This window comes from Thermostichus sp. MS-CIW-15, from assembly GCF_054060575.1.
The window spans coordinates 25,037-48,220 of the sequence record NZ_JBSSDI010000014.1; the positions used below are offsets into that span (position 1 = coordinate 25,037).

A 23,184-nucleotide genomic window follows, 5' to 3' on the forward strand; every position below is an offset into this window, starting at 1 on the left:
CTTATGGCTGCGAGCGATTTCAAGGACTACTACCAGATCCTGGGCGTCAGCCGAGATGCCTCTTTAGAGGAGATCAAGCGCGCCTATCGCAAGCTGGCTCGCCAGTATCACCCCGACGTCAACCCCGGCAACAAGGCGGCCGAGGAGCGCTTCAAGCAGATCAACGAAGCCTACGAGGTGCTCTCGGATCCCGACAAGCGGCGGCGCTACGACCAGTTTGGCCAGTACTGGCAACGGGTGGGCAGCGGCGCGGCGGCGGGGCCGGGCATGGAGGGATTTGCCCAGTACGCCAGCTTCGAGGACTTCATCAACGAGCTGCTGGGCCGCATGGGATCCCGCCGCGGCGGCTTCCAGGGCTTCACCACGGGGTTTGGGCCGTTTGTCTCGGTGGATCTGCCAGGGCAAGACGTAGAAGCCACGCTGGGCCTCACCTGGGCAGAGGCCTTCCACGGCACCCAAAAGCGGCTGAGCGTGGATGGCGAAACCCTCACCATCCGCATTCCTCCCGGCGCCAAACCGGGCAGCCGCATCCGCGTCAAGGGTAAAGGCCAATATAGCCCCTTTGGCGGGCCGAGGGGGGATCTCTACCTCACCCTGGAGCTGCCCCCGCACCCCTTCTTCCGCTTCGACGGCGACAACCTGCTCTGCGAGCTGCCCATCACCCCTGACGAGGCGGTTTTGGGCGGCACAGCGGAAGTCCCCACCCCCACCGGTCGGGTGCAACTGAAGATCCCCGCCGGCGTCGATAGCGGCCAGACCCTGCGGCTGCGCGGCCAGGGCTGGCGGGATCCCCAAGGGCAGCGGGGCGACCTGCTGGTGCGGCTGAAGGTTGTCACGCCCAAATCCCTCTCCCCCACTGAGCGGGATCTCTACGAGAAGCTGCGGCAAAATCGGAGCTGGGATCCCCGCGCCTACTTGCAGGAGGTGAGGCTATGAGCTTGGCCATTGTGCGGGTAGAAGAACGGCTCTACACCTTTGAGCAGGCCAGTGAAGTAGCCGGGATCCCGACCCACCTGCTGGAGTGGCTGCTGTTGCAGGGGCTGGTGGAAGCGCAAAGCAGCTACCTCACCCCCCAACAACTGCGGCGCCTGCTGCAGATGATCCGCCTGCATCGGGACTTGGGCCTCAACTGGGTTGGGGCGGCCATGGTTTTGGATATGGCCCAGGAAATTGCCCGCCTCAGGGCGCAGCTACACTACTACCGCGGAGGCTAAGCAGCCCAAGCCTCCATCTCCCTTAAATCCCGCAAGTCAGGAGAACTTCTCTATGGAACAAGTCGTCCGACGCAGCCAAGTGGTGGGCCTGCTGGCCCTGGATAGCAGCACTGCCACGGCCCTGGGCACTGTCGAAGAAATCTGGGTCGATGGACAAGGGCGGGTCTGCTACTTCACCAGCCAGCAGGGCTACACCCCCCTGGAGCAAATCTCTCTCATCGGGCCGGACGCGCTGCTGACCTACTCCACCGTCTTCGCCACTCCGGCAACGCCGCTTAGCTCCCTCTACCGGCGAACCGTGCGTATTGGGGATCAGCCGGTGGGCTGGATCGAGGATTTTCTCTTCGATTGGGAAACCGGAACGATTGCCGCCTACATCCTGGGGGGCAGCATCGCCGAGCCCTGGGGAGGACGCGCCGTCCTGTTGCCGGAGGATGTAGAGGCCATCGACGTAGATGCCGTGGTGGTCAAGGAAGATGCGCCGCAGCGCCTCAAATCAGAAACTGAGGGCCTAAAGAACTTTTGGAGCGAAAAGTCTCGCCAAGTCAAGCAGCTCATCCAGCGCATGGGGGATCGCCTCAAATCCCTGGTCGGCCCCCAGGATCCGCCGGAGGTGGTGCGCGTCAAGGTCAAGCAAGTGCGGGACGAGCTGGCCAAAGGGGGCAAGTTCGACCTCTCCCTGCTCGATGAGGCGGCAGAGTTTTTGCAGCAAAAATGGACAACCTGGCAGCAGCGCCTTAGCCGCGCCGCCCAGCGCATGCAAGCTGCCCTCCAGGCCGCCTGGGAAAAGCTGACCGAATGATGCTCCAACTCCCCTCTCCCAAAGGGAGAGGGGATGGGGGTGAGGGAATAGCCCTAGCTGACAGAGGGCAGGTTTTTCCGCTAGGATTAAAAATCGCTGTCAATGCTCGGATCAGGTTGCAAGACCCCTAGGGGCACCTGTACGGCAAGGAAAAGGCATGACCTACGCAATTGTGGAAACCAGTGGCAAGCAGCTTTGGGTAGAGCCAGGGCGCTTTTACGACGTCGATCGCCTGCCCGGCACAGAGGAAAACAGCCCCTTGGCCCTGTCCCAGGTGTTGTTAATCAACCACGAGGGACAGGTGACGCTAGGGCATCCGTATGTTCCCGAGGCAGTGGTCAGGGCACGGGTCTTGCAGCACCGCCGCGGCAACAAAATCATCGTCTACAAGATGAGGCCGAAGAAGGGAACCCGCAAAAAGAGAGGACACCGGCAGCCGCTCACCCGCGTGCTGATCGAGTCCATCGAACTCAACGGCACAACCCTGGCCACGGCCCAGTCTGCTCCGCCATCCACTTCTGAGGCGACCACTGACACCACAGGGATCCCAGCGGCGGAGGAATAGATCCTAAACTCAGGATCCCAACTTATCTTTGGCGACGACACAGTTGCAGAGGAGGCGTTATGGCTCACAAGAAAGGAACCGGCAGTACCCGCAACGGTCGCGACTCCAATGCCAAGCGGCTGGGGGTGAAGTGCTTTGGCGGCGAGCTGGTGCACCCTGGCTACATTTTGGTGAGACAGCGGGGCACCAAGTTTCATCCAGGGGTGAACGTGCGCCGCGGCGGCGACGACACCTTGTTTGCGGTGGCCACCGGCATTGTTACCTTTGAGCGCTACGGCAAGTGGCGGAAAAAGGTGAGCGTCTACCCGGTTGAGGCGGCTGCCCAATAGGCAGTGAGCTTCCCGTTCTGGCTGGGCAACTGGGCAAGACAGCTCAACTGGTTCCATTCCTCAGCCTGCAGCTGGGCAAAGGGGGGATCCTGGCTTGGCCCAATCCCAATCCTGTGTGGAGCGCCTGTGAGATCCAGGGCTGTGCGGGTGTACTTGTTTCGGGGAGTGGGGTTGCTCCACCTTATCGCTGGGGTGGCGTACCTCTACTGGCGCATCAGCGAGGGGCTGACCGGTCTGGGATCCCTTCTGTTTTGGGGGGCAGAGCTGTACGTTTGGCTGGCGGCGGTGGGCTTTATCCTCAGCCGCTATCCCCAGGTGCCGCAGGAGGGGGTGCCCGCGCCCGAGGTGCTGCGGCGGGCGTTTTTTCAACTGCCGCGGGTGGACGTGCTGGTGCTGCGCCAGCGGGATTCCGTGGAAGCGACCCGGCAGACGGTGCTCTCGGCCCTGCGCCTGGATTACCCCTGGGAGCGGCTGTTTGTCCATATTGTGGATCGGGTGGAAGATGCGGAGATGGCTAAAGTGGCGCGGGCCATCCCCTGCGAGTACTGGTCTTGCCCAAGCCCCACGACCGATCCCCTAGCCTACATGCTGGGATCCGGCCAGCTCCAGGGAGAATATCTGCTCCTGCTGCATCCCGGCCATTTTGTCGAGCCGGATTTTTTGTGGCAGACGTTGCCCCTGTTTTACGACTTTCCGGAGCGGGCCCCGATTGCCAATGCCACCGGCTTTGTGCAGGCAACGCTGCGCACCCTGGGCCAGCCCAGGGCGGTTCACCCGCTGCAGCAGCTTTTGGCGGTGGGATCCCAGGGCTACCAGGCGGCGCCGCTGCTGGGATCTGGCTGTCTCATTCGGCGGGCAGCTTTGGAGGGGATCCCGCAAATCGACATTCGCCGCCCTGTGCAGTTGGGGTGTCAGATGCACTGCCGCGGCTGGCAGTCCCACCTAGTGCGCCCAGCCCAGGTCACTGGCATTTTGTTGCCGTTGCGCAACCGCCGCGTCGCTCTGCTGGCGGTGTTTTCTGCCCTGCGGGAAAACCCCTTCTGGAGCAAGCCCACCACGCAGCAGCAGCGCTTTCAGTACCTGTGGCTGGCCCTCTGGGCTGCGGGCGGGGTGGCGGAGCTGGCCTATTTGGCGGTGCCCATCCTCTTTCTCTGCACAGGCTGGATGCCGGTGCCGGCCTTTGATAGAGTCTTCTTTGCCTGGTTTCTTCCCTACGCCCTGCTGGGGCGCCTCACCTGGCTGTTGGCTTTTCCCCCGTCGCTGTGGGGAGCGGCGTGGCAGTCGGAGCGGCAGACGGGCAGCCAGTTTTTCCAGTCCATCCAGGCGCTGGTGCAGGCGGTGCGGGGGGTGCCCCCCTACCCCGAACAGCCGTCCCAGCTTTCCCTCGGCCCGCAGGCGCTGGCTATTGTGCTGACGTTGTTGGCCATGGGGGTGGGATCCCTGCGCTTTGCCGGCAACTGGGATCCAACCTGGCCAGAGCTGCTGTTTGGCCTAGTCTGGGCCTTCTACAACCTGATGGTTCTAACGGTGCGCCCGGACGATCACGATTTTGCCGGCTTTGCCTTGCGTAGCCACAACCCGGCAGCGGAAGAAACAACAGATGCGCTCTCCAACTCCTAGGGCTGCCAAGCCAGGCACACGGCAAAGCCAAATCCCCCTATTATTCCGCTGTTGCATGGAGAGCATAGAGAAAATGGCCGGCTGCCCCGGCGGAAGTGGTCAACAGCTATGCTGGAAGAAGGATAGGATAGCTAGATCGGCAGAGGTTGCCCCTGCCTTTCCGGGAGGTGTACGGAGGGGGAGGGGCGATCCCTGGCCGAGCCGCCCTTGTGGTTTGCAGGATTGAGCGTGGTCTTCTAGCTTAAAAACAACACCTCTGTGGAGTCAGAAAGACCCCCCCTTCGACTGTTTCCCCTGGGCACGGATCCCCGCCGGCAGGGCTGTGCCTACTGGCTGGAGATGGGATCCCACCGCTTGCTCCTCGATTGCGGTTTGCCTGCTTCCTCCCTCTTCAAGGCCCTGCCAGGGATCCCGGATGCGGTGATCTGCAGCCATGCTCACTTTGACCACCTGCAGGGGCTGCCCGCCTTTTATCGTCGCTACCCGCAGGTGCCTATCTATGCCACTCCCCTGACCGCCCACTTGGCGGGCGGCCTGTGGGAGCGGGGCGTTTGGCCGGGCTACGACCGGGAAATTCGCTTTCCTCCCTTTCGGGCACTGCCCTTTGGCCAGGCACGAGAGATCCTGCCCCATCTGATGCTCACCTTTTTCACAGCCGGGCACCTGCCGGGAGCAGCGGCAACCCTGCTGCAAAATACCCAGACCACTCCGGCCCAAACCTGCGTCTACACCGGCGACTGTTCCCTGGCCTCAACCCGCTTTGCCCCCGGCTTGGATCTCACCGCTTTGCGCCATTGGCAGCCGGACGTGCTGCTCATCGAAGCCTCGCTGGGATCCACTCGCCATCCGCCCCGTCGCCATCTGGAAAACCGCCTGCTGGAGCGTCTGATCAGCGCCTTGGCAGCAGGGCAGACGGTGCTGTTTCCGCTGCCGGTGTTGGGGCTGGGGCAGGAGCTGCTCTTCCTCCTCAAAGCCCACCACCGCTTTACCCAGGCTTCCCAAGAGCTGACCGTGTGGGTGGCGCCGGGGCTGGCGGCAGGCTGCAACCTCTACGAACGCTTGCTCCCCTACCTGCCGGAGCCGGTGCGCAATTTCGCCACCTATCAGCCCTTGTTCTGGGAAGACCGCCTGCAGCCGCGGGTGCAGCCCCTCACGGAGGCGGATCCCCTGCCCCAGGGCCTGTTGCTGTGCGATGCCGATGCCGGGCCTGAAGCCTGGGATCCCATCTGGTCGCGCTTGCTGGCCCAGCCGCAGCGCTCCTGTCTGCTGGTGCGGCTGCCGGAAGTGGAGCTGGCCACCCCCTTTGACCAATGGCCAGCGCCGCTGCGCTCCCGCATCGGAGTGGAGTGGCTGGCTTGGCACAGCCACAACGACGTTGGGCATCTGACCCAGATCGTCCACACCTTTCGCCCCCAACATGTGGTCTTGGTGCACGCCAGCCCCCAGCAGGCGCAGGATCTGGCGGATCTGCCGGAGCTGTGCAACCGTTACCATGTCCACTGCCCCCAACCCGGCCATTGGTTGGAGCTGCCCGACGGCCGCCTGCAAACCCAAGTCAAGCCGTCAGAATTTCCCAGGGATCCCGCCTTGCGCTACGAGGGGGAGGTGGAAGAGATCTGGCAGGAACAGGGCTCGCCCCGCGCCTTGGCCGGCGTACAGGTACGGCTGCCCCCTCAGATTGCCCAGGATCCCCGCTGGGCCGCCTGGGCTGAGACTGGCTTGGTGGAGGCCCGCTGGCAGGGATCCGAACTGGTGTTGCGCGGCCTTTCGCCGCGGGAGCTGATCCGCCCGGCAGGGGCCGCCCCCGCACCAGCAGGAATCGTGCCGCGTCCAAAACAGCCTTCTGCCTCCACCGATAACGGTGGCAGAAAGTGCCAGAACTGCCGCTTTGCCCGCCAGATCTTAACCTCACAAGCCCAAGCCTTTCGCTGCGACCAAGAGCGCTCCCCCCTCTACCGCCTCCGGGTGGATCCGCAAGGAAGCTGTCCCTACCATCAGCCGCTGGAAATCCGCTCTTCCGGTTAGTCAGCCCCCGAAGCCCCAGCAGCCCAAAGGCTAGAATGGGGCCAGTCGCGGTACCCACCATGCTTGAGCAACAACCCTGGGCAGATCGTCGCCAGGGGCTGGTCGGATCCCTGGAGCGCCCTACCACACCCCACCTGCCCGTGGTGCAAATGGTCGGGGTGAACAAAGTCTACCCACTGCCGGAAGGCAGCTTTCAGGCCCTCTACGATATCGACTTGGCGATCGAGGCAGGGGAGTATTGCGCCATCATGGGGCCCTCTGGCTCCGGCAAGTCCACCCTGATGAACCTCATGGGCTGCCTGGATCGGCCCAGCTCAGGGCGCTACTGGCTGGACGGCGTGGAAGTCTCTACTCTGACGGATCGGGAGCTGGCCCGGATTCGCAACCAAAAGATTGGCTTTGTCTTCCAGCAGTTTCACCTCCTGCCCCTCTTGACGGCTCTGGAGAACGTGATGCTGCCCCTGGCCTACGCCGGGATCCCGGAGCCAGAGCAACGCCGGCGGGCCAAGCAAGCTTTAGAACAAGTGGGCTTGGGGAGCAAGCTGCACCAGCGCCCGGCTCAACTCTCCGGCGGCCAGCAGCAGCGGGTGGCCATCGCCCGTGCCATCGTCAACCGGCCACAACTGTTGTTGGCTGACGAGCCTACAGGAGCCCTGGACAGCCGCACCGGCCAGGAAGTGCTCAACCTCTTTGCCGAGCTGCACCGCCAGGGCATTACCCTTGTCGTGGTTACCCATGACCTGGAAGTGGCCCAGGCCGCCCAGCGCATCATCCGCGTTGCCGATGGGCATTTGCTGGTCTAGGCTGCGATCCAACGGGGGCCTATCGGGAACGAGCCGGCTTGCGCTAGCCTAAACGCAACTGAGCGCTCGGCCAGTGAGGATCGGCCCATGAAATTGATCGAAGATATCATCCGATTTTTGGAGACCCGCCTAGAGGAATTCCTCAAAGCCCACCCAGAGATCGAGTTGCAAGCCCTCGACGAGCAGTTGCGCCAGCAGGAAGAAGAAACTCGACGGCTGCGGCAGGAAAGCTTGGCCCAGAAGCAAGCCCTGAGCGAAGCTCTCGCCAAGCTGGGCGAGGAGATCAAGACCTGGCACTTTCGCATCGAAAAAGCCGAGCGGGCCAACCGCCCCGACCTGGCCGAAGGGGCGCGTCGACGGGAAGCCGAGCTTTTGGAGAAAGGAAGCCGGTTGTTCAACCAAGGGAAGGCTCTGGAGGAGAAAATCCAGCAACTGGAAGCTCTGCTGCCGCAAATTGCCCGGCGCCGCCAAGAGGTGAAAACCAAGCTGCAAGAAGTCAAGGCCGCCCAAGCCAAAACTGCCGCCGAGCCGGCTTGGGGCTTCAGCCCCTGGGGAAAACCGTTTGAGGAAGATAAGTTGGAGGAGGAATTTCGCCGGCTGGAGATGCGGCTAGAGGTAGAGAAGGAATTGCATGACATGAAGAAAAAGGTGGGGGAACAGCAGCGGCGGTAGCAGCCTGGCCTGTGTCTAAAAAAACTCTGTTAACCTCGAATCCAGTTGCAACAGCCGAACCAAAATCAAGCTGGGTGGAACCTACGATTTGCGCTCTCGGTCTCAAGAGCCGGAGCGAAATCGTTTCGGCAACTTTCTCGGCCACCGAACGAGAAGGAAAGCCCCTCTTCTCCACCAAGAGTGGTACGCTATTGGGCATGAATGAGCTCTATCTAAATCACCCTACATTTGGTTTGCTCTACGGCCTGTGTCGGGTTAACGAAGGGGAGGCCATCTTCACCACCCTTTATGCCCAAAGGCTGTTTTTTCGGGTCTACTTCAAGCCCCCCGCTGACGACGACCCCTCTGCTGTGGAAGAATTGGTCTTTGACCCGATTAGCCGCAACGAAGCCCGCCAGGTCATCGAAGAACAAATGCGCCTGTTGCGCCGCGCCAATCGCAAAGACGAGCTGGAGCACCTGCAGTTGGTTTACAAACGCACCTTCTCTTGACCTAAAATTGCGACAAAAAGCGCAGGTCGCTGCTGTAGAACAGGCGGATATCTTGAATGCCATGTAAGAGCATGGCCACCCGCTCAACGCCGATCCCTGCCGCAAAGCCGGTGTAGCGCTCCGGGTCATAGCCGACCGCCTGAAATACATTGGGATCCACCATGCCGCAGCCAAAAATTTCCAGCCACTTGGAGCCAAAACGCACATCCATCTCGGCAGAAGGCTCCGTGAACGGAAAATAGCTGGGCCGGAAGCGGGTTTCTCGCTGGCCCAACAGGCGAGTGACAAACTCCTTGAGGGTGCCCTTCAGGTCGCAAAAGGTGAGGTTCTGGCCCACCGCCAAGATTTCCATTTGGTGAAACACAGCCGAGTGGGTGGCATCGACACTGTCGCGGCGCATCACTCGCCCGGCATGCACAATGCGCAGGGGCGGCTGGTGTTGCTCCATATAACGCACCTGCACCGAAGAGGTTTGGGTGCGCATCAGATAGCCCTTTTCCAAATAGAGGGTATCCTGCATGTCCCGCGCCGGGTGGTCGGCGGGGGTGTTGAGGGCCTCGAAGTTGTAGTACTCTGTCTCGATCTCCGGGCCGTGGACCACCGTGTAGCCCATCCCCACAAAGATATCGAGCATGCGGTCGATGGTGGCCTGCAAAGGGTGAATTCGCCCTAGAGGCCGGCGCGGCCCCGGCATAGTGACGTCCAGCCGCTCCGCCTCCAGGCGAGCCTGGAGCTGAGCTTCGGCCAGGGCCCGTTTGCGCTCATCCAGCCTAGATTGCAGGGCCTCTTTGAAGGTGTTGGCCAAAGCGCCAATGGCAGGCCGTTCTTCCGGGGGCAGCTTCCCCATGCCCCCCAAGATCTTGGAGAGCTTCCCCTTCTTGCCCAGATAGTCGATGCGGATCTGCTCCAAGGCGTCCAGATCGGCGGCCTGCGCCACCTGGGCAAGCGCCTCACCTTGGAGGGTGAGAAGCTGTTGGCGAAGCGTGTCTCGTTCGTCTTGCATGGGGAAAGTTCATTCGCACATTCGCGTCAGCGTTGCCGAGCAGCCGGCAGACAAGGATCCCTATTGGACATGTAGCGGGCCGCAGTTGCTTTCTCCCAAAGTATCATCTTTCACCGACGGCGCCGAGATTGGCAAGGGATTCTCTTCCCACCTACTGCAGCAGCTCCGCCTGCCAATCGACAACCTTGCGAAAGCGAAAAGGGCCGGCCACAGCTCCCCACACCTGGCGGTGGGTAACCGGATCCATGCCGCGATCGTGGCTGCAAAACTCGTTCTCGCTCAGGTGCAAGGTGGTCTGCAAATAGGTGGTTTGACCGTTGCGCACCACGCAACAGCGGCAACCCGGCTCCGTCACGCCGACAAAAAGGGATCCCTGCCTCTTCACCTGCACATCACACCCCGGCAGGTAGGCCAGATCGGCAGCGCTCAGTTGGCTGAGTTGCTCCGCCCTCCCCCGAGCACACCCCCGCCACCGCTGCGGCTGCAGAGGACGGTAGTTGCGGATCACGATCCCGTCCCCCACTTGAGTGAGTTCCACCACTGCCTGACGATAGGGCTCCTCCAAATGGCCGCTGTAAGCCTGCTCCACATAAAAGCCGATTCCCCCCAGCACAGCAGTTGGCAAGGGGCGATAGGCCACCCGGATCGAGGCAAAAAAAGGTGGGTTCTCCCAGGCTTGCTCTTGGTTGCTGAAGTCTCCCGCCAGCCAACGTGCCATCTGCAACAGCTCAGGGGAAGAGGTGGACTCCAACCAGTTCGACATAACCACGCATCCAGAAATACCGTAGGGACTTATACCGAAAATCCCAGGCGGTCGATGAAAACCTGCTCAGATTTTCCCCTAACCTCTGCTCTGCCGAGGAGGCTCCACAAATGTTAAATTATGTATCCTTTATGAGAAGGTTTGCGTGGATACTGAAGCGGGCTTGCCTCTTGGCCGAAAGCCACAATCACGGTTTATATTTTTCTTCATGTCGTAAAGCTGTGTAAAGTAACATTTTTTTCTGTAAAAACTAAGGCCCTGAAGGATGGAGAGAAGAGGGCGGGATTGCCCGTCTGGATGAGGATCCAAGACTTTTTGCGGCAAGTAAAGTCCCTTTACATTTTTTGATTCAATTGCTCCCTGTCCTCGCGATAGAAAAAGACTGGAAACAAGGCGAGCCAGATTTTCCTCATCTGTCCAGTTCAGGTTGTCGGCAGTGGAGGATCTTTAAGAAGCGGGATCCGTTGACATGTGTCGGCAAGCGGCTTCGCCTGCGAGGCCGTTTGACTGGAGGTGGGTCGAGGATTAGCTTGCCCATCTTGTTTCTACGGGCTTTGATCCCGTGGGCAGGTCTGTTGGGACAAGGAGCTGTGCCAACGGTGCCGGTCGGCATCAGGGATCGGGGCATTGCTGCATTCCTGGCTGGCGGGAGCTTCCACTTCCGCGGCAGGGAGTGACGATTCATAACCTCTTTTGCTTTCGCTAGGAGATTTAAAGCCATGAACGATGTATTTGGCAAAGTTGTTGCGCAAGCTGATTCCAAAGGCGCTTTCTTGGGAGAAAACGAGTTTGCGGCTCTGCAGCAGGTGATTGCCGAGGGGAACAAGCGCTTGGACGCCGTGAACCGCCTCACCAGCAACGCTTCTAAAATTGTGACCGATGCCATCCGTCAGTTGTTTGCCGAGGAGCCCAATTTGAACGCTCCCGGCGGCCCTGCTTATCCCAGCCGCAACGTGGCCGCCTGTATGCGGGATATGGATATCATCCTCCGCTACATCACCTATGCGGTGGCAGCCGCTGACCCCAGCGTGCTGGACGAGCGCTGCTTGAACGGCTTGCGGGAAACCTATCAGGCGCTGGGCACCCCTGGCAGCTCTGTGGCCAACGGCATTCAAAAAATGAAAAAAGCTGCGGTGGCGGTGGTGAGCGATCCCAACGGCATCACCCGGGGTGATTGCAGCGCTTTGATCGCCGAAATCGAGTCCTACTTCGATCGCGCCGCTGCTGCCGTGGTCTGATAGGGCCGGAATCTCCATCGCTTTGCCTGGAACAGTCGGATCCTAGGGTGAAGGCCGCCGTGGAGTTCAACTCGGGTTGGCCTGGGATCCCTGAGAAGACAACCTTTTTTGCAGTCATTTTGCAGTTAAGCCGCTTTTGCAGTGTTGGATTTTTGCGTTGAGCTTAAGTAAAGGAGCGTTTTGAATCATGCAAACCCCTATTGTCGATGCCATTGCTACCGCGGATAGCCAGGGGCGCTATCTGAGCAACAGCGAGTTGCAGGCCATCAACGGCCGTTTTCAGCGGGCTGCCGCCAGCATGGAAGCTGCCCGTGTCCTGAGCAGCCGTGCCGAAGAGCTGGTGCGCGGCGCCACCGAGGCCGTCTATGCCAAGTTCCCCTATACCACTCAGCCTGGGGGACAATGCCACACCCAAGCGGGCAAAGACAAGTGCGCCCGCGACGTGCGCCACTACCTGCGCTACATCACCTACTGCTTGGTAGCCGGTGGCACCGGCCCGTTGGACGAGTATCAGTTGGCCGGGATCCGCGAGATCAACGCCGCTTTTGAACTCTCCCCCAGTTGGTTTATCGAAGCGCTACGCTACATCAAAGCCAACCATGGCCTGACGGGGCAAGCGGCCACCGAAGCCAACACCTACATCGACTACGCCATCAACGCGCTCAGCTAGGTTCTGCAGCTTGGGATCCCCCAAAAAGGTGGCCAGCCCGGCGCTTGAGGGGGATAGCGAAGAAAGGTTGTCGAGGGCAACGGTGGCGAGAAAGGGATCCCTTTGGCCGGTTGGGTCTGAGGATCTCTCCCCCAGAGGGAAAAGCGCCGCTGTTGCTCTCGCTTCAACCCCATATTTGTGCTGCTGAGGGTTGTTGAGTTGAGAGGTGAACCCAAGCAGCCTTTTCAAGCTTTTTTCAAAGTTAATCCAGCCAGTTTCATCATGAGGAATTAACATGAGTGGAATCACAGCGGCAAGCCGAATGGGGATCCGGGGCATTACAGAGACGACTCCCTTAGAATTGCGCCCTAATGCCAGCCAGGATCAGCTCAATGCGATCCTGCGGGCCATCTATCGCCAGGTGCTGGGCAACGATCACCTGTTTGGCGCAGACAGGAAGGAGCTGGCCAGTGCGGAATCGCTGCTACGGCGGGGCAGCCTGACGGTGCGGGAGTTTGTGCGCTTAATCGCCAAGTCCGAAGCCTACAAGAGGCGGTTTTTGTACCCTAACTCCCAGACCCGCGCCATCGAGCTCAACTTCAAGCACCTGCTGGGGCGAGCTCCCACCAGCCCTAAGGATATTGCCCGACACCTGGACATCTACCACGCTGGGGGCCACAGCGCGGAGATCGATTCCTACATCGACAGCCCAGAATACCTGGAAGCCTTTGGCGACAACATCGTCCCCTATCCGCGCGGGTTTGAATATCGCAAGGCCCATACCACCCGCGACTTCACCAACCTTTTTGCCCTCTACGGGGGCTACGCCAACAACGACCGTTCCCAGGGGCGCAGGCCGCGCTTGATGGTACCCCTCGCCACCGGCTTTACCCCGGCCATCCGCCGCATCGGGGTGCGGGGGCTGCTGCCCCCCAGCCCCATTACCAAACACTTGGGGCCGCCAACGGGCCAGTCCGATCGCATGTTCTGCATTGAGGTGACGCGGCTGCTTAACCCGCCCTCGGCCCTGGCCACCTCCAGCCGGGTGCGCAAATCCAACCAGCAGATCTTTGTCTCTGCCGATCAGCTCTCGGCGACGATGCAGCGGCTGCTCAAGTCGGGCGCCAAGATCGTCAGCGTCCGCAGCGCTTGAGGCCTCTGCAGGCGCTCTGGCCTGTTGATGCTATGACCACGGCTGTTCCTTCAGATCTCCCTCCGGCCGCCGACCTCACCCCCGCTGGCCAGATCGCCAAGCTGCGCCATGGGGATCCGGGGGAACGTTACTACGCGGCTTGGTGGCTGGGGCGCATGCGCATCCCCGAAGGGATCCCGGCCCTGATCGAAGCCTTGGCCGATGAGACAGATCGCACCACGCAGGGGGGATATCCGCTGCGGCGCAACGCCGCCCGTGCCCTGGGCAAGGTGGCCTCCCCTGCTGGGATCCCGGCTCTGAAAGAGGCTTTACGCTGCTCCGATGGCCAAGTGGTGGCAGCAGCAGCCCAGGCGCTGGTGGAGATCGCCCTAGCCAATAATCTGGATCGGGATCCCAGGCAAGCCGAAGAGCTGGGAGTGGCGTTGCTCGAAGGGCTGCGCTGGGTGGAGCAGGGTCTGCAGACAGAAGCGCCTGCCGCCTTGGAGGCTTTGATCGAGGCGCTTGGACAGTTGCAGGTGGCTGCCGCCCTGGGGCAGATCCGCCCTTACCTAGAGCACCCCTCAATTCGCCTCCAATGCGCGGCAGCGCGGGCCTGTTACCGGCTGACAGGGGATCCCAGTTTTGTCCAACCGCTACTGTCGGTGTTGAGCCACCCCAACATCCATCTGCGGCGGGCTGCCCTGCTGGATCTGGGGGCCAGCGGCTATCTGCCGGCGGCCCAAGCCATGGCAGCGGCAGCGGTGGAGGCCAATATCAAGCTGCTCGCCCTCAAGCAGTTGGTGGAGCTGAACCTCAGACGGGGAAAAGAGGCCGGCACCGACCTGCACCAGGTGCTACGGCTAATCGACGAGCTGCTCTAATTCTCTGGATAGGGAGACGACCTCGACCCAAAGTTGACACCCAACTGCTTATTTTGTTAATTTCGATACAGAATAAAATTGGGTTTTACCCTCTGAGCTGCGCCGAGGAAGCCGAAGCTGTTGTCTAACGGCTCTCAACAAGCTGGCTCAGGGGCGTCGCTTTCTTCCTCAGCTCTTTAAAGATCGCCGCAGTCTATTTGGGGGAGTCTTCCTATGCAACTGACCTACCGGGGCATTGCCCACGACTTTGTCCCTTCTGCCCCCGCAACCTGCCAGCGGCAGGAGGTGCCAACGCGCTACCGGGGCCTGGCGTGGAGCTGGCCAGCCCAATCGGCGGTTGTGTCGCTGCCACAGTTTTCTGCCTTGAGGTATCGAGGCCTTGTCCTCAATCCGGCGGCGAAGGCAGCGAGCAGGGTGCCGGCGGCTATTTCCCCGCGCAAGGACTTTATAACCTTGGTCGAAGAAACCCATCGGCAAAACCTGCTGCGGCGACTACAAGAGCGCATTCGCGCTGCCCAGGCCCGCGGCGACGAGCATCTGTTGCGGCAACTGGAGCAGGAGCGACAACTGCTGGCCTGAGCTCTGCCTTGCCCTCCCTCCAGAGGTCGGGAGAATCCGGGATAATGGTGCTGCCCTATGCCGAAGCGAGGGGGGTAGCGGCTGTGAGCCTGTGGGTGAATCCTGGGAAGATTAGGGCATCCCGACAGTTGCCCATTGCCAAGGCGGCGGTGGGGAGCTAGGGGTATGAAAGAGTCTGCCCCGCGAATCCCATCCGCCGCGTCTTCTCCACCCCGTTCCTTGCTCTCGGTAGCAGGGCTGGTGGCAGGGGCCACGCTGCTCAGCAAGGGCATGGGGTTTATCCGTCAGGCCCTAATCGCGGCAGTCTACGGCTCGGGGACAGAGTACAGCGCCTTTAGCATAGCCTATGTCCTGCCTGGCTTTTTGTTGATCTTGCTGGGCGGGATCAACGGCCCCTTTCACAGCGCCATCGTCAGCGTGCTCAAAAAGCAGCAGCCGGGAAGAGAGGATCCGGCCCGTTGGCTAGAGTCCATTTCTACCTTGGTGGGCTGCCTGCTCTTAGCGGTGACGTTGGGCCTCTGGTGGGGAGCCGACTGGGTGGTGCGCCTGAGCGCACCAGGGGCCAGCCCCGAAGTGCATGCTCTTGCCGCCGAGCAGTTGCGGATCATGGCGCCGCTGGCCTTGCTCTCGGGCTGGATTGGCATTGGCTTTGGGGCGCTGAATGCGGCCGAGCACTACCTCTTGCCCGCCCTTAGCCCGTTGATCTCCAGCTTGTCAGTCATTGGGATCCTGCTCGCGTTGGGATGGACGGGGATCCCGACGTTGCTGGCCTGGGGGGTGCTCATCGGGGCCATCGCCCAGTGGTTGGCGCAGGTGCCGCTGCAGCAGCGGCTGGGGCTGGGGCGGCTGCGGCTGCGCTTTGAGTGGGGATCCCCGCCGGTGCGGGCGGTGGGCCTGCTGCTGTTGCCGGCGGTGATCTCCTCCGGCATGATCCACATCAATGTCTATGTGGATCTCTTTTTTGCCTCCTTCGTGCCCGGGGATCGCACCATCGGCAACTTGGGCTATGCCCAGCTTTTGGTGCAAACCCCCCTGGGGATCCTCTCCAACATGGTGCTGGTGCCCCTGATGCCTCTCTACGCCCAGCTGGCGGGGGATGGATCCCGCTGGCCGGAGCTGCGCCAGCGTATCCGCCAAGGGCTGATGGTGACGGCCATCCTCACCCTGCCCCTGGCGATGGTGCTGGTGGCCCTGGCCGAACCTATCGTTCAAGTAGCCTACCAGCGCGGTCGCTTTACGCCGGAGGTGACCCAGGAGGTGGCGGCCCTGCTGATGGCTTATGGGCTGGGGATGACCTGTTACCTGCTGCGGGATGTGCTGGTGCGTATCTTCTACGCCCTGGAGGATGGGGCTACGCCCCTGCACATCAGCGGCCTGGCCATCGGCCTCAACGCCCTGCTGGACTTCCTGTTTTTGCCAACCTTTGGAGCACCGGGCATTGCCTTGGCCACGGCAGGCGTTAACCTGATGGCTCTGATTGGGCTGGGGATCCGCCTCCACCAGCGCTTGCCGGAGATCCCCTGGCAGGAGATGGGGCAGGCCCTGCTGCCGTTGCTGGGGATCACCGCCTTGGCCGGGGGCCTCAGCCATTGGCTGTGGACGCAACTGCGCTCCCACGAGATTCTCGGCTCTTCTCTAATCACCGCCGCCCTCTGGGCCGGTCTGGCCGCCGGCATCGGTCTCAGCTTGTTTGCGGCAGGGGCCCTGTATCTGCGGATCCCGGAAGTGAACTGGCTGGCAGCCCAGATCCAGACGCGCCTGAGCAAGATTGCCAGCCAGCGATCTCCATCCAGATCCTAGGCAGGCCCGACTAGCTGATGGCTTCGAGGTAGTCTCGCACTCGGTTGCGCCGCTTCGGCTGCCGCAGCTTTTGCAGGGCTTTGGCCTCGATTTGCCGTACCCGCTCCCGCGACAGATCCAAGGCGCGGCCAATTTCCGCCAGCGAGTAGGTGCGCCCATCCCCCAACCCAAAGCGCATGCGGATCACATCCCGCTCGCGGCTGGTGAGATCTGCCAGCAACTGCTGTAGATCGCGATGCAGGGCCTCCCGCATCATCGTCTCTTCGGGGGAGATGTCGTCGGTTTCCAGCAGATCCCCCAGCTCAGTGTCCTTGTCTTTGCCCACCTTGGTTTCCAGAGAAACCGAGCGCGGCACCCGCACCAGCAGCTCCCTGACCTGGGGCACCGTCATCTCCAGCTCGGAAGCAATATCCTCAATGGTGGGGGTACGGCCTTTCTCCTGGGAAAGCTTGCGCTGGGCTTTTTTGATCTTGTTCAGCTTCTCGGTGATGTGAACGGGCAAGCGGATAGTGCGGCTCTGGGTGGCGATGGCGCGGGTGATGCCCTGCCGGATCCACCAGTAGGCGTAGGTGCTGAAGCGATAGCCCTTCTTGGGATCGAACTTCTCCACCGCTCGCTCCAGGCCCAGCGTGCCCTCTTGGATCAAGTCCAGCAGCTCCAGGCCGCGATTTTGATATTTTTTCGCCACCGACACCACCAGGCGCAGGTTAGCTTTGATCATGTGCTCTTTGGCGCGCTTGCCAATTCGCTGGATCTGCTGTAGCTTCTCGGGGGTGAGGTTGGCCCATTCGGGGTACTGGTTGGCCCTAGCTGCCCACTCGGCCAGAGTTGGCTCCCGTCCCAACTCTTTCTGCAGGCGCAGGCGCACATCCAAAAGCTTCATGTAGTCTTGGACTCTTTGGGCCAGAGCCACCTCCTCATCGCGACCCAGGAGGGGAACACGACCGATCTCCTGCAAATAAAGGCGCACCAGATCGGTGGAGCGGCGAGCTGGCTCCTCTTCTGCAAACTCGCTCTCGGCCAGATCTACCTCTGCTTCCTCAGCGGGATCGAGGAGATCGCCATCCAACAAAATGTCGTTGAGCTCAGGTTCGTAGTTAGACATGTAAGGTATTGCTGAAACAGCGACAGAGGCAGGCAAACCAAAAGGGCAGGACTGGGAGGAAATCTCTAAGGCTGGTGTCTCCCTGGAGCGGTTGCTTTGCGCCGTCATCGCTCGAGTGGGGCAGGCACCCTCCTCCTCAACCCTCGCTGCAGAGCTCTGCCCTCTTAAAGGAGGCTACCCTGGAAAGGGAGAGAGACAAGAGTCAGTAAAGCAGAAGCCTCTTATCATAACTTAATTATTATTATAGTTGCACTTCCCAGCCGAGAGGCACGAGATCCGGCGTAGCCTCCCCTCCTCTTGAACTGCCACTGAGGTTGCTGAAAAGCGCACTGCCCTCCGAGGGGTTTTTTGCCCATGCGAGCTACAAAGCGATAGAGGTGGCAACTCGGTTTTTCTTTGGAGGAGGGGGCGGCCAGCTCCTCTGAGAAGTCTAAACTGGTCAGCAGGCGTGTAAACTAGCATTCCATGAACTGCTTTCTTGCCAAGTCTCCTTCTTTCTGGTCAGGAGAGAAAGCCCCGATCGCAGTTGCGCCGCCCATCAACTTTGGCTCTCTATCCGAGGCACGTGCGGCAGTAGCCGCCTCTTCTTCCTTGCAAGGGGAGACAATTTCAACGCTACTGCTTACGGTCTTGCTGGCCATCGGCCTGTTCTTTTTTCTGCGAGCCTCTGGCAAAGACCGCGTCGAAGCTCGTCTCTATTTTAGCAGTCGCAACCTGGAAGAAATGGGATCCCTTCTCCGAAAGCACCTGGAGGGGCGCGCCTATCGCTTGCAATCTGCTGACCCGGAGGGGATCGCCACCTTTGTGGGTCAGGCGCGGGCCAGTGTGGGGTTGGCTGTTTTTTTGACGGGGCTGGCGGGGGCAGGGCTGGCCTGTTTGGCCCTGGTGCTGCAGATGCTGCAGCCGGCTTGGGGAGCCTGGCCTTGGACGCTGCTGCTGGCCTCTCCTTGGGCGGGCTGGTACTACTGGCGGCGCAGCCACCGCCCGCAGCAGATCCGCCTGAAGCTGCAAGAGGCCGCTCCGCCCCCCGGATCCCACCTCTGGGTGGAGGGGCAGCGGGAGGAGCTGGAGGTGCTGGCCGCCACCTTGGGGCTGGAAGAACGGGATCCGGAGCGAGGATAGACCTAGAGCTCCTCGGGGTAGAGGGAGGTCGGGATCAGGGATAGTTGATCCCCAGCCTTGGCATCGCAGTCGGGTATCCCGCGGGAATTGGATTCTTGCTTGAACCGTTTCTTGGGGTTGTTTGAAGAAGGGCGGCTTTTCCCCTGGCTGCGCAGGCCGAGGCCGATGCGGCTGTGTTGTTCCACCAGGGCCAGCACCTGTTTGGCCCGCTCGATCACCGGCTGGGGCAGGCCGGCCATGCGCCCTACCTCGATGCCGTAGGAGCGGTCGGCCCCCCCGGGCTGCACCTGGTGCAGGAAGATGATGCGATCCGGCAGCTCTTTCACCACCACCTGGAAGTTGGCCACGTTGGGCAGCAGGGTTTCCAGTTGGTTGAGCTCGTGGTAGTGGGTGGCAAAGATCGTGCGGGCGCGCACCTGGGTGGCCAGGTACTCGGCTACGGCCCAGGCGATAGAAAGGCCGTCGAAGGTGGCGGTGCCGCGGCCAATCTCGTCCAGAAGCACCAGGGAGCGCTCGCCGGCGTGGTTGAGGATGTTGGCCGTCTCGTTCATCTCCACCATGAAGGTGGACTGTCCCGTGGCCAGGTCATCGACGGCGCCGATGCGGGTAAACACGCGGTCGCACAGGCCCAGCTCCGCCCGCCGCGCCGGGACAAAGCTGCCCATCTGGGCCAGGATCTGGATCAGCCCAATCTGCCGCAAGTAGGTGGACTTGCCGGACATGTTGGGGCCGGTGAGGACGATGAGATCCGGGCCGTGGGGGGATCCCAGGCGCACCGAGTTGGGGACAAATAGGCCCTGGGGCAACGATTTCTCCACCACGGGGTGGCGCCCCTCTTCGATGATCAGGCGGCGATCGGCGGTGATCACGGGACGGGTGTAGCCCTGCTGCACGGCCACCTCGGCCAGGCCAAAGAGAGCATCGACAGCAGCCAGGGTCTGGGCCACCTGGCGGATGGCGGCAGCTTGGGATCCCGCCTCCTGGCGCAGTTGTACAAACAGCTCGTACTCCCGCTGGTTGATCTCGGTTTGGGCGGTGAGGATGCGGGCCTCTTTTTCTTTGAGCTCAGGGGTGATGAAGCGCTCTTCGTTGGTTAGCGTCTGCTTGCGGATGTACTCCTTGGGCACCTGCTGGGCCTTGGCGCGGCTGATGCTGAGGTAATAGCCAAAGGCCTTGTTGAAGCCCACTTTGAGGGTGGGGATGCCGGTGCGCTCGCGCTCGGTTTTCTCCAACTGGGCAATCCAGTGGCGGTCTTGCTCCACCTGCTGCCGCAGCCTGTCCAGCTCGGCATCTACCCCAGGCCGGATCAACCCCCCTTCGGTGAGCACAGGGGGCGGCGAGGGCAGGAGGGTGTGCTCGATGCGGCGGCCCAGGTCAACCAGAGCGGGATCCACCTGTTGTAGGCTCTGCAGGAGGGGGGTTTGGGCTTCGGCCACCAGCTCGGCCAACTGGGGCAGTTTGCCCAAAGAGGATCCCAGGGCCACCAGCTCGCGCGGGTTGGCGGTGCCGGAGGCGACGCGGTTGGCCAGCCGCTCCAGGTCGTAGAGAGAGTCCAGCAGGGATCCCAGGCGGGTGCGCAGGGAGGGGCTTTCCAAGAGCTCCTGGATGGTGTCTTGGCGGAGGCGGATTTGCTCTGGATCTCGCAAAGGCTGCAACAGCCAGCGGCGTAGGGTGCGTCCCCCCATGGCGGTGCGGCTGCGATCCAGCACCCAGAGCAGGGATCCGACAAAGGCCCCCTCGCGGATGGTCTGGGTCAGCTCCAGGTTGCGACGGGTTTGGGTGTCCAATATCAGGTAGTCGGTGAGCTGGTAGGTGCGGGGCGGGCGCAGGAGCGGATGGCCCCCCTGAGGGGAAGGCTGCACCAGGTTTTTTTGAGTTTCTTCCAGGTAGTGGAGCAATCCTCCCGCCGCCCGAATGGCCAGGGGCAGCCCCTCGCAGCCCAAGCCTTCCAAGGAGCGCAGGCCGTAGGTCTGCAGCAGGTTTTCCCGCGCCGTGGCCAGCTCAAAGGGTTCGGCTGGCCGCAGGGTATAGGTGTACTGGCCGGGCAGGCCCAGGGGGGCTTGGGGATCCCCGGGCCGCATCAGGCCCAGGCCCAGCCCCTCTTCGGTGGGCAGCAGGATCTCCGCCGGCTGCAGCCGCGCCAGCTCCTGTTCTAGCTGCTCTTGCCCCTCGCCCTGGCAGACCCAGAACTCGCCGGTGGAAATGTCGGCATAGGCCAGGCCCCAGACCGTTTGCTTGGAGCCTCTCAGGCGGACAATGGCCGCCAGGTAGTTATTTTGCCGCGCCTGCAGCAGCTCCTCTTCGATGACGGTGCCGGGTGTGATCACCCGCGTCACTTCCCGCCGCACCAGGCCTTTGGCTTGATCCGCCGGCTCCATCTGGTCGCAGACGGCCAGGGCGTAGCCTTTGGCCACCAACTGGGCGGCATAGCGGTCGAAGGCGTGGTAAGGGATCCCGCACATGGGCACCCGGCCAATGGCCCCTGCCTCTCGCCCGGTGAGCACCAGCTCCAGCTCCCGCGACACCAGTTGCGCGTCCTGGAAAAACATCTCGTAGAAATCCCCCAGGCGGTAGAGCAGAATGGCGTGCGGGTATTGCCGCTTCAGCTCCACGTAGTGCTGCATCATGGGGGTGAGCAGGGCGGGATCCACCTGCAGGGCATCCCAAGTGGTCTCAGCAGAAGAAGCCATGGCACCAATGCTTGCAAGAGGGGGCCAAATTCAGGGTCCATCCAACCCAAGCTAACCGGCTTGGGCCATTCTATTTGATTTGAGATCTTCCCCCCTCTCCCTCCGGAAGAGAGGAGATTACCAAGCGGCGCCATAAAGCCCCGCCCTTTAGGTCAGGGATATAAGGCGCAGATTGTTTTATCTGATAAGACCCAGAATAAAATAATTCATGTTAGTCAGGGAAGCCAAACTCCTCAACGGGACGCCAAAGCAGTATCAAGCTTTGGACGAAGCCATGCGCACCGCACAGTTTGTGCGCAACAAATGCCTGCGCCATTGGATGGACAATCGGGGGGTAGGGAAGAAGCATCTGTATGCTTTCTGCAAAGACTTGGCGAAGGAGTTCCCATTTGCGAATAAGCTCAACTCTGCTGCTCGGCAGGCGAGTGCGGAGCGAGCATGGCTATCGATTTCCAACTTCTACAGACGGTGCAAGCAGGGCGAAAAGAAGAAAGGCTATCCCCAGTTCAAGAAGCATTGCCGGTCTGTGGAATACAAGCAATCGGGCTGGAAGTTATCTGATGATGGCCTGTCTATCACCTTCACGGACGGGTTTGGAGCAGGGACCTTTGCGCTGTACTGCAATGGAGAAGCAAGACAGGATATCCTGAGCTCCAAAATCAACCGTGTGCGGGTGATCCGAAGAGCAGATGGGTACTATGCCCAGTTCTGTCTGGATGTAGACCGCAAGGAGCAAGGACAATACACAGGCAATGTTATCGGTATTGATCTTGGGCTCAAGCATTTCTACACCGACCACAACGGCAATACCGTGAATTGCCCGAAGTTTTTGCGCCGCAGCGAGAAGCGGCTAAAAAGGCATCAACGCAAGTTGAGCAGGATGTTCGCAAAAGGGAGAAAACCGCAATCAAACAACTACCACAAACAGAAGAACCGAGTAGGTAGGATTGACCTCAAAGTCCAGCGCCAGCGTAGAGACTGGGCGATTAAGCTAGCCCGGTGCGTAGTGATGTCTAACGACATCGTGGTGTATGAGGACTTGCCGGTGAAGAACTTGGTCAAAAATCGTCATCTTGCCAAATCGATCCAAGATGCTAGCTGGTCGCTATTCACTCACTGGCTAGACTACTACGGCAAGGTGTGGGGCAAGGCAATCGTAGCAGTGCCGCCTCAATACACCACGCAGGATTGTAGTGGTTGTGGGCATAGAGTGGTTAAGACTCTGTCTACGCGAACTCATATTTGCCCCAAGTGTCTGCTTGTGCTGGATAGGGATCAGAATGCAGCTCTGAATATCCTGAAGAAGGGGCTAAGCCTTTTGGGGCTCAGCATCTTTAAGTTAAGCGTCTTAGGGTTGAAATGGCAAAACGGTACCTTAGGGCATAAGGGAACCGCTGCCCCCCGCCCCCCTGTGTCCCCCCGTATACGGGGGGATGTAGGGGGGCCTGGGGGTCGGGAACGCTTGGGGAGAGATGCACCGCTGCTGTAGAGGGGCAACCCGATACGGTAAGTGCGCCCGTAGAACCAAGAACAAGAATCCCCTGCCTTTAGGTAGGGGAGTATGTCAAGGACTTCCCATTCCACGGCTGCTGGGAATGACCCTACCCGGGGCAGTCGGATCCCTGGCAGGTTAGGCCTGAGTAGGTTGGGTGTTGCCCGATCTCACGCCAAAGGGTTGGCACTCAAGGGGGGGACGCGGGC

The 23,184-nt window shown here is 61.1% G+C and carries 22 protein-coding genes; 18 read left to right on the forward strand and 4 right to left on the reverse strand.

The features are described from left to right. Positions 1–3: 3 nt before the first annotated feature. From ACVW0R_RS06825 to ACVW0R_RS06870, 10 genes are all read left to right on the forward strand, one after another. The gene (locus ACVW0R_RS06825) at positions 4–936 is read left to right on the forward strand and encodes a DnaJ C-terminal domain-containing protein (RefSeq protein ID WP_011430869.1); all 933 of its coding nucleotides are present in this window, start codon (positions 4–6) and stop codon (positions 934–936) included. Further along, positions 933–1,214, forward strand: a complete 282-nt coding sequence (locus ACVW0R_RS06830; RefSeq protein WP_011430868.1) for a chaperone modulator CbpM — start codon at positions 933–935, stop codon at positions 1,212–1,214. Before ACVW0R_RS06825 ends, ACVW0R_RS06830 begins: the two co-directional genes overlap by 4 nt. Positions 1,215–1,266: 52 nt before the next feature. Further along, on the forward strand, positions 1,267–2,016 hold the full coding sequence (locus ACVW0R_RS06835) for a PRC-barrel domain-containing protein (RefSeq protein ID WP_011430867.1): 750 nt from the start codon (positions 1,267–1,269) through the stop codon (positions 2,014–2,016). 157 nt (positions 2,017–2,173) lie between these two features. Then, a complete protein-coding gene (rplU, locus tag ACVW0R_RS06840; protein WP_011430866.1) occupies positions 2,174–2,581 on the forward strand; it encodes a 50S ribosomal protein L21 in 408 nt (135 codons plus the stop codon). A gap of 59 nt (positions 2,582–2,640) precedes the next feature. Further along, complete coding sequence (gene rpmA, locus ACVW0R_RS06845) at positions 2,641–2,910, forward strand: 50S ribosomal protein L27 (RefSeq protein ID WP_011430865.1); 270 nt, start codon at positions 2,641–2,643, stop codon at positions 2,908–2,910. 126 nt (positions 2,911–3,036) lie between these two features. After that, positions 3,037–4,530, forward strand: a complete 1,494-nt coding sequence (locus ACVW0R_RS06850; protein WP_099813010.1) for a cellulose synthase — start codon at positions 3,037–3,039, stop codon at positions 4,528–4,530. Positions 4,531–4,788: 258 nt separating this feature from the next. Continuing rightward, positions 4,789–6,555 carry an MBL fold metallo-hydrolase gene (locus ACVW0R_RS06855; RefSeq protein WP_099834821.1) on the forward strand — a complete coding sequence of 589 codons (1,767 nt, stop codon included), beginning with the start codon at positions 4,789–4,791 and terminating at the stop codon, positions 6,553–6,555. 59 nt (positions 6,556–6,614) lie between these two features. Further along, the gene (locus ACVW0R_RS06860) at positions 6,615–7,358 is read left to right on the forward strand and encodes an ABC transporter ATP-binding protein (RefSeq protein WP_011430862.1); all 744 of its coding nucleotides are present in this window, start codon (positions 6,615–6,617) and stop codon (positions 7,356–7,358) included. Positions 7,359–7,445: 87 nt separating this feature from the next. Next, a complete protein-coding gene (locus ACVW0R_RS06865; protein ID WP_011430861.1) occupies positions 7,446–8,030 on the forward strand; it encodes a TIGR04376 family protein in 585 nt (194 codons plus the stop codon). Positions 8,031–8,227: 197 nt separating this feature from the next. Then, a complete protein-coding gene (locus ACVW0R_RS06870; protein ID WP_457501847.1) occupies positions 8,228–8,521 on the forward strand; it encodes a PipX family protein in 294 nt (97 codons plus the stop codon). 1 nt (position 8,522) lies between these two features. Here the strand turns inward: ACVW0R_RS06870 and pheS are convergent, their stop codons facing one another. Together pheS and ACVW0R_RS06880 are read right to left on the reverse strand one after the other, a co-directional pair. Beyond that, on the reverse strand, positions 8,523–9,524 hold the full coding sequence (gene pheS, locus ACVW0R_RS06875) for a phenylalanine--tRNA ligase subunit alpha (RefSeq protein ID WP_011430859.1): 1,002 nt from the start codon (positions 9,522–9,524) through the stop codon (positions 8,523–8,525). Positions 9,525–9,675: 151 nt separating this feature from the next. Beyond that, the gene (locus tag ACVW0R_RS06880; RefSeq protein WP_041438454.1) at positions 9,676–10,287 is read right to left on the reverse strand and encodes a chromophore lyase CpcT/CpeT; all 612 of its coding nucleotides are present in this window, start codon (positions 10,285–10,287) and stop codon (positions 9,676–9,678) included. Positions 10,288–11,006: 719 nt separating this feature from the next. On the opposite strand from ACVW0R_RS06880, the gene ACVW0R_RS06885 reads away from it, so the two are divergent. The 6 genes from ACVW0R_RS06885 (at position 11,007) to murJ (ending at position 16,566) form a co-directional block, all read left to right on the forward strand. After that, on the forward strand, positions 11,007–11,525 hold the full coding sequence (locus ACVW0R_RS06885; RefSeq protein ID WP_011430857.1) for a globin family protein: 519 nt from the start codon (positions 11,007–11,009) through the stop codon (positions 11,523–11,525). Positions 11,526–11,712: 187 nt separating this feature from the next. Next, entirely contained in the window at positions 11,713–12,195 is a 483-nt protein-coding gene (locus tag ACVW0R_RS06890; protein ID WP_011430856.1) for a globin family protein, read from the forward strand. A 274-nt stretch (positions 12,196–12,469) separates the two neighbouring features. After that, positions 12,470–13,327 carry a phycobilisome rod-core linker polypeptide gene (locus ACVW0R_RS06895; protein ID WP_011430855.1) on the forward strand — a complete coding sequence of 286 codons (858 nt, stop codon included), beginning with the start codon at positions 12,470–12,472 and terminating at the stop codon, positions 13,325–13,327. A 32-nt stretch (positions 13,328–13,359) separates the two neighbouring features. After that, positions 13,360–14,187, forward strand: a complete 828-nt coding sequence (locus ACVW0R_RS06900; protein ID WP_011430854.1) for a HEAT repeat domain-containing protein — start codon at positions 13,360–13,362, stop codon at positions 14,185–14,187. A 213-nt stretch (positions 14,188–14,400) separates the two neighbouring features. Next, positions 14,401–14,766: a DUF4278 domain-containing protein gene (locus ACVW0R_RS06905; protein ID WP_011430853.1), complete on the forward strand. Its 366-nt coding sequence runs from the start codon at positions 14,401–14,403 to the stop codon at positions 14,764–14,766. Between the two features lie 165 nt (positions 14,767–14,931). Further along, positions 14,932–16,566 (forward strand): murein biosynthesis integral membrane protein MurJ, encoded by a 1,635-nt coding sequence (gene murJ / locus ACVW0R_RS06910; protein WP_011430852.1) that lies wholly within the window; start codon positions 14,932–14,934, stop codon positions 16,564–16,566. Between the two features lie 10 nt (positions 16,567–16,576). On the opposite strand, the gene sigC is transcribed toward murJ, so the two are convergent. Next, a complete protein-coding gene (gene sigC, locus ACVW0R_RS06915) occupies positions 16,577–17,671 on the reverse strand; it encodes an RNA polymerase sigma factor SigC (protein WP_011430851.1) in 1,095 nt (364 codons plus the stop codon). Between the two features lie 465 nt (positions 17,672–18,136). Between sigC and ACVW0R_RS06920 the strand changes: the two genes are divergently transcribed. Next, on the forward strand, positions 18,137–18,793 hold the full coding sequence (locus ACVW0R_RS06920; RefSeq protein WP_099813015.1) for a cofactor assembly of complex C subunit B: 657 nt from the start codon (positions 18,137–18,139) through the stop codon (positions 18,791–18,793). Between the two features lie 2 nt (positions 18,794–18,795). Here ACVW0R_RS06920 and mutS read toward each other — a convergent pair whose 3' ends face one another. Beyond that, positions 18,796–21,483: a DNA mismatch repair protein MutS gene (gene mutS, locus ACVW0R_RS06925; RefSeq protein WP_457501848.1), complete on the reverse strand. Its 2,688-nt coding sequence runs from the start codon at positions 21,481–21,483 to the stop codon at positions 18,796–18,798. 208 nt (positions 21,484–21,691) lie between these two features. Here mutS and ACVW0R_RS06930 point away from each other — a divergent pair, with 208 nt between their 5' ends. Beyond that, entirely contained in the window at positions 21,692–22,972 is a 1,281-nt protein-coding gene (locus ACVW0R_RS06930) for an RNA-guided endonuclease InsQ/TnpB family protein (RefSeq protein WP_457501849.1), read from the forward strand. Positions 22,973–23,184 lie beyond the last annotated feature (212 nt).

Coding starts and splice junctions, on each gene's coding strand:
- ACVW0R_RS06825 (WP_011430869.1), top strand. CDS start 4: ATGGCTGCGAGCGATTTCAAGGACTACTACCAGATCCTGGGCGTCAGC.
- ACVW0R_RS06830 (WP_011430868.1), top strand. CDS start 933: ATGAGCTTGGCCATTGTGCGGGTAGAAGAACGGCTCTACACCTTTGAG.
- ACVW0R_RS06835 (WP_011430867.1), top strand. CDS start 1,267: ATGGAACAAGTCGTCCGACGCAGCCAAGTGGTGGGCCTGCTGGCCCTG.
- rplU (WP_011430866.1), top strand. CDS start 2,174: ATGACCTACGCAATTGTGGAAACCAGTGGCAAGCAGCTTTGGGTAGAG.
- rpmA (WP_011430865.1), top strand. CDS start 2,641: ATGGCTCACAAGAAAGGAACCGGCAGTACCCGCAACGGTCGCGACTCC.
- ACVW0R_RS06860 (WP_011430862.1), top strand. CDS start 6,615: ATGCTTGAGCAACAACCCTGGGCAGATCGTCGCCAGGGGCTGGTCGGA.
- ACVW0R_RS06865 (WP_011430861.1), top strand. CDS start 7,446: ATGAAATTGATCGAAGATATCATCCGATTTTTGGAGACCCGCCTAGAG.
- ACVW0R_RS06870 (WP_457501847.1), top strand. CDS start 8,228: ATGAATGAGCTCTATCTAAATCACCCTACATTTGGTTTGCTCTACGGC.
- pheS (WP_011430859.1), bottom strand. CDS start 9,524: ATGCAAGACGAACGAGACACGCTTCGCCAACAGCTTCTCACCCTCCAA.
- ACVW0R_RS06880 (WP_041438454.1), bottom strand. CDS start 10,287: ATGTCGAACTGGTTGGAGTCCACCTCTTCCCCTGAGCTGTTGCAGATG.
- ACVW0R_RS06885 (WP_011430857.1), top strand. CDS start 11,007: ATGAACGATGTATTTGGCAAAGTTGTTGCGCAAGCTGATTCCAAAGGC.
- ACVW0R_RS06890 (WP_011430856.1), top strand. CDS start 11,713: ATGCAAACCCCTATTGTCGATGCCATTGCTACCGCGGATAGCCAGGGG.
- ACVW0R_RS06895 (WP_011430855.1), top strand. CDS start 12,470: ATGAGTGGAATCACAGCGGCAAGCCGAATGGGGATCCGGGGCATTACA.
- ACVW0R_RS06900 (WP_011430854.1), top strand. CDS start 13,360: ATGACCACGGCTGTTCCTTCAGATCTCCCTCCGGCCGCCGACCTCACC.
- ACVW0R_RS06905 (WP_011430853.1), top strand. CDS start 14,401: ATGCAACTGACCTACCGGGGCATTGCCCACGACTTTGTCCCTTCTGCC.
- murJ (WP_011430852.1), top strand. CDS start 14,932: ATGAAAGAGTCTGCCCCGCGAATCCCATCCGCCGCGTCTTCTCCACCC.
- sigC (WP_011430851.1), bottom strand. CDS start 17,671: ATGTCTAACTACGAACCTGAGCTCAACGACATTTTGTTGGATGGCGAT.
- ACVW0R_RS06920 (WP_099813015.1), top strand. CDS start 18,137: ATGAACTGCTTTCTTGCCAAGTCTCCTTCTTTCTGGTCAGGAGAGAAA.
- mutS (WP_457501848.1), bottom strand. CDS start 21,483: ATGGCTTCTTCTGCTGAGACCACTTGGGATGCCCTGCAGGTGGATCCC.
- ACVW0R_RS06930 (WP_457501849.1), top strand. CDS start 21,692: ATGTTAGTCAGGGAAGCCAAACTCCTCAACGGGACGCCAAAGCAGTAT.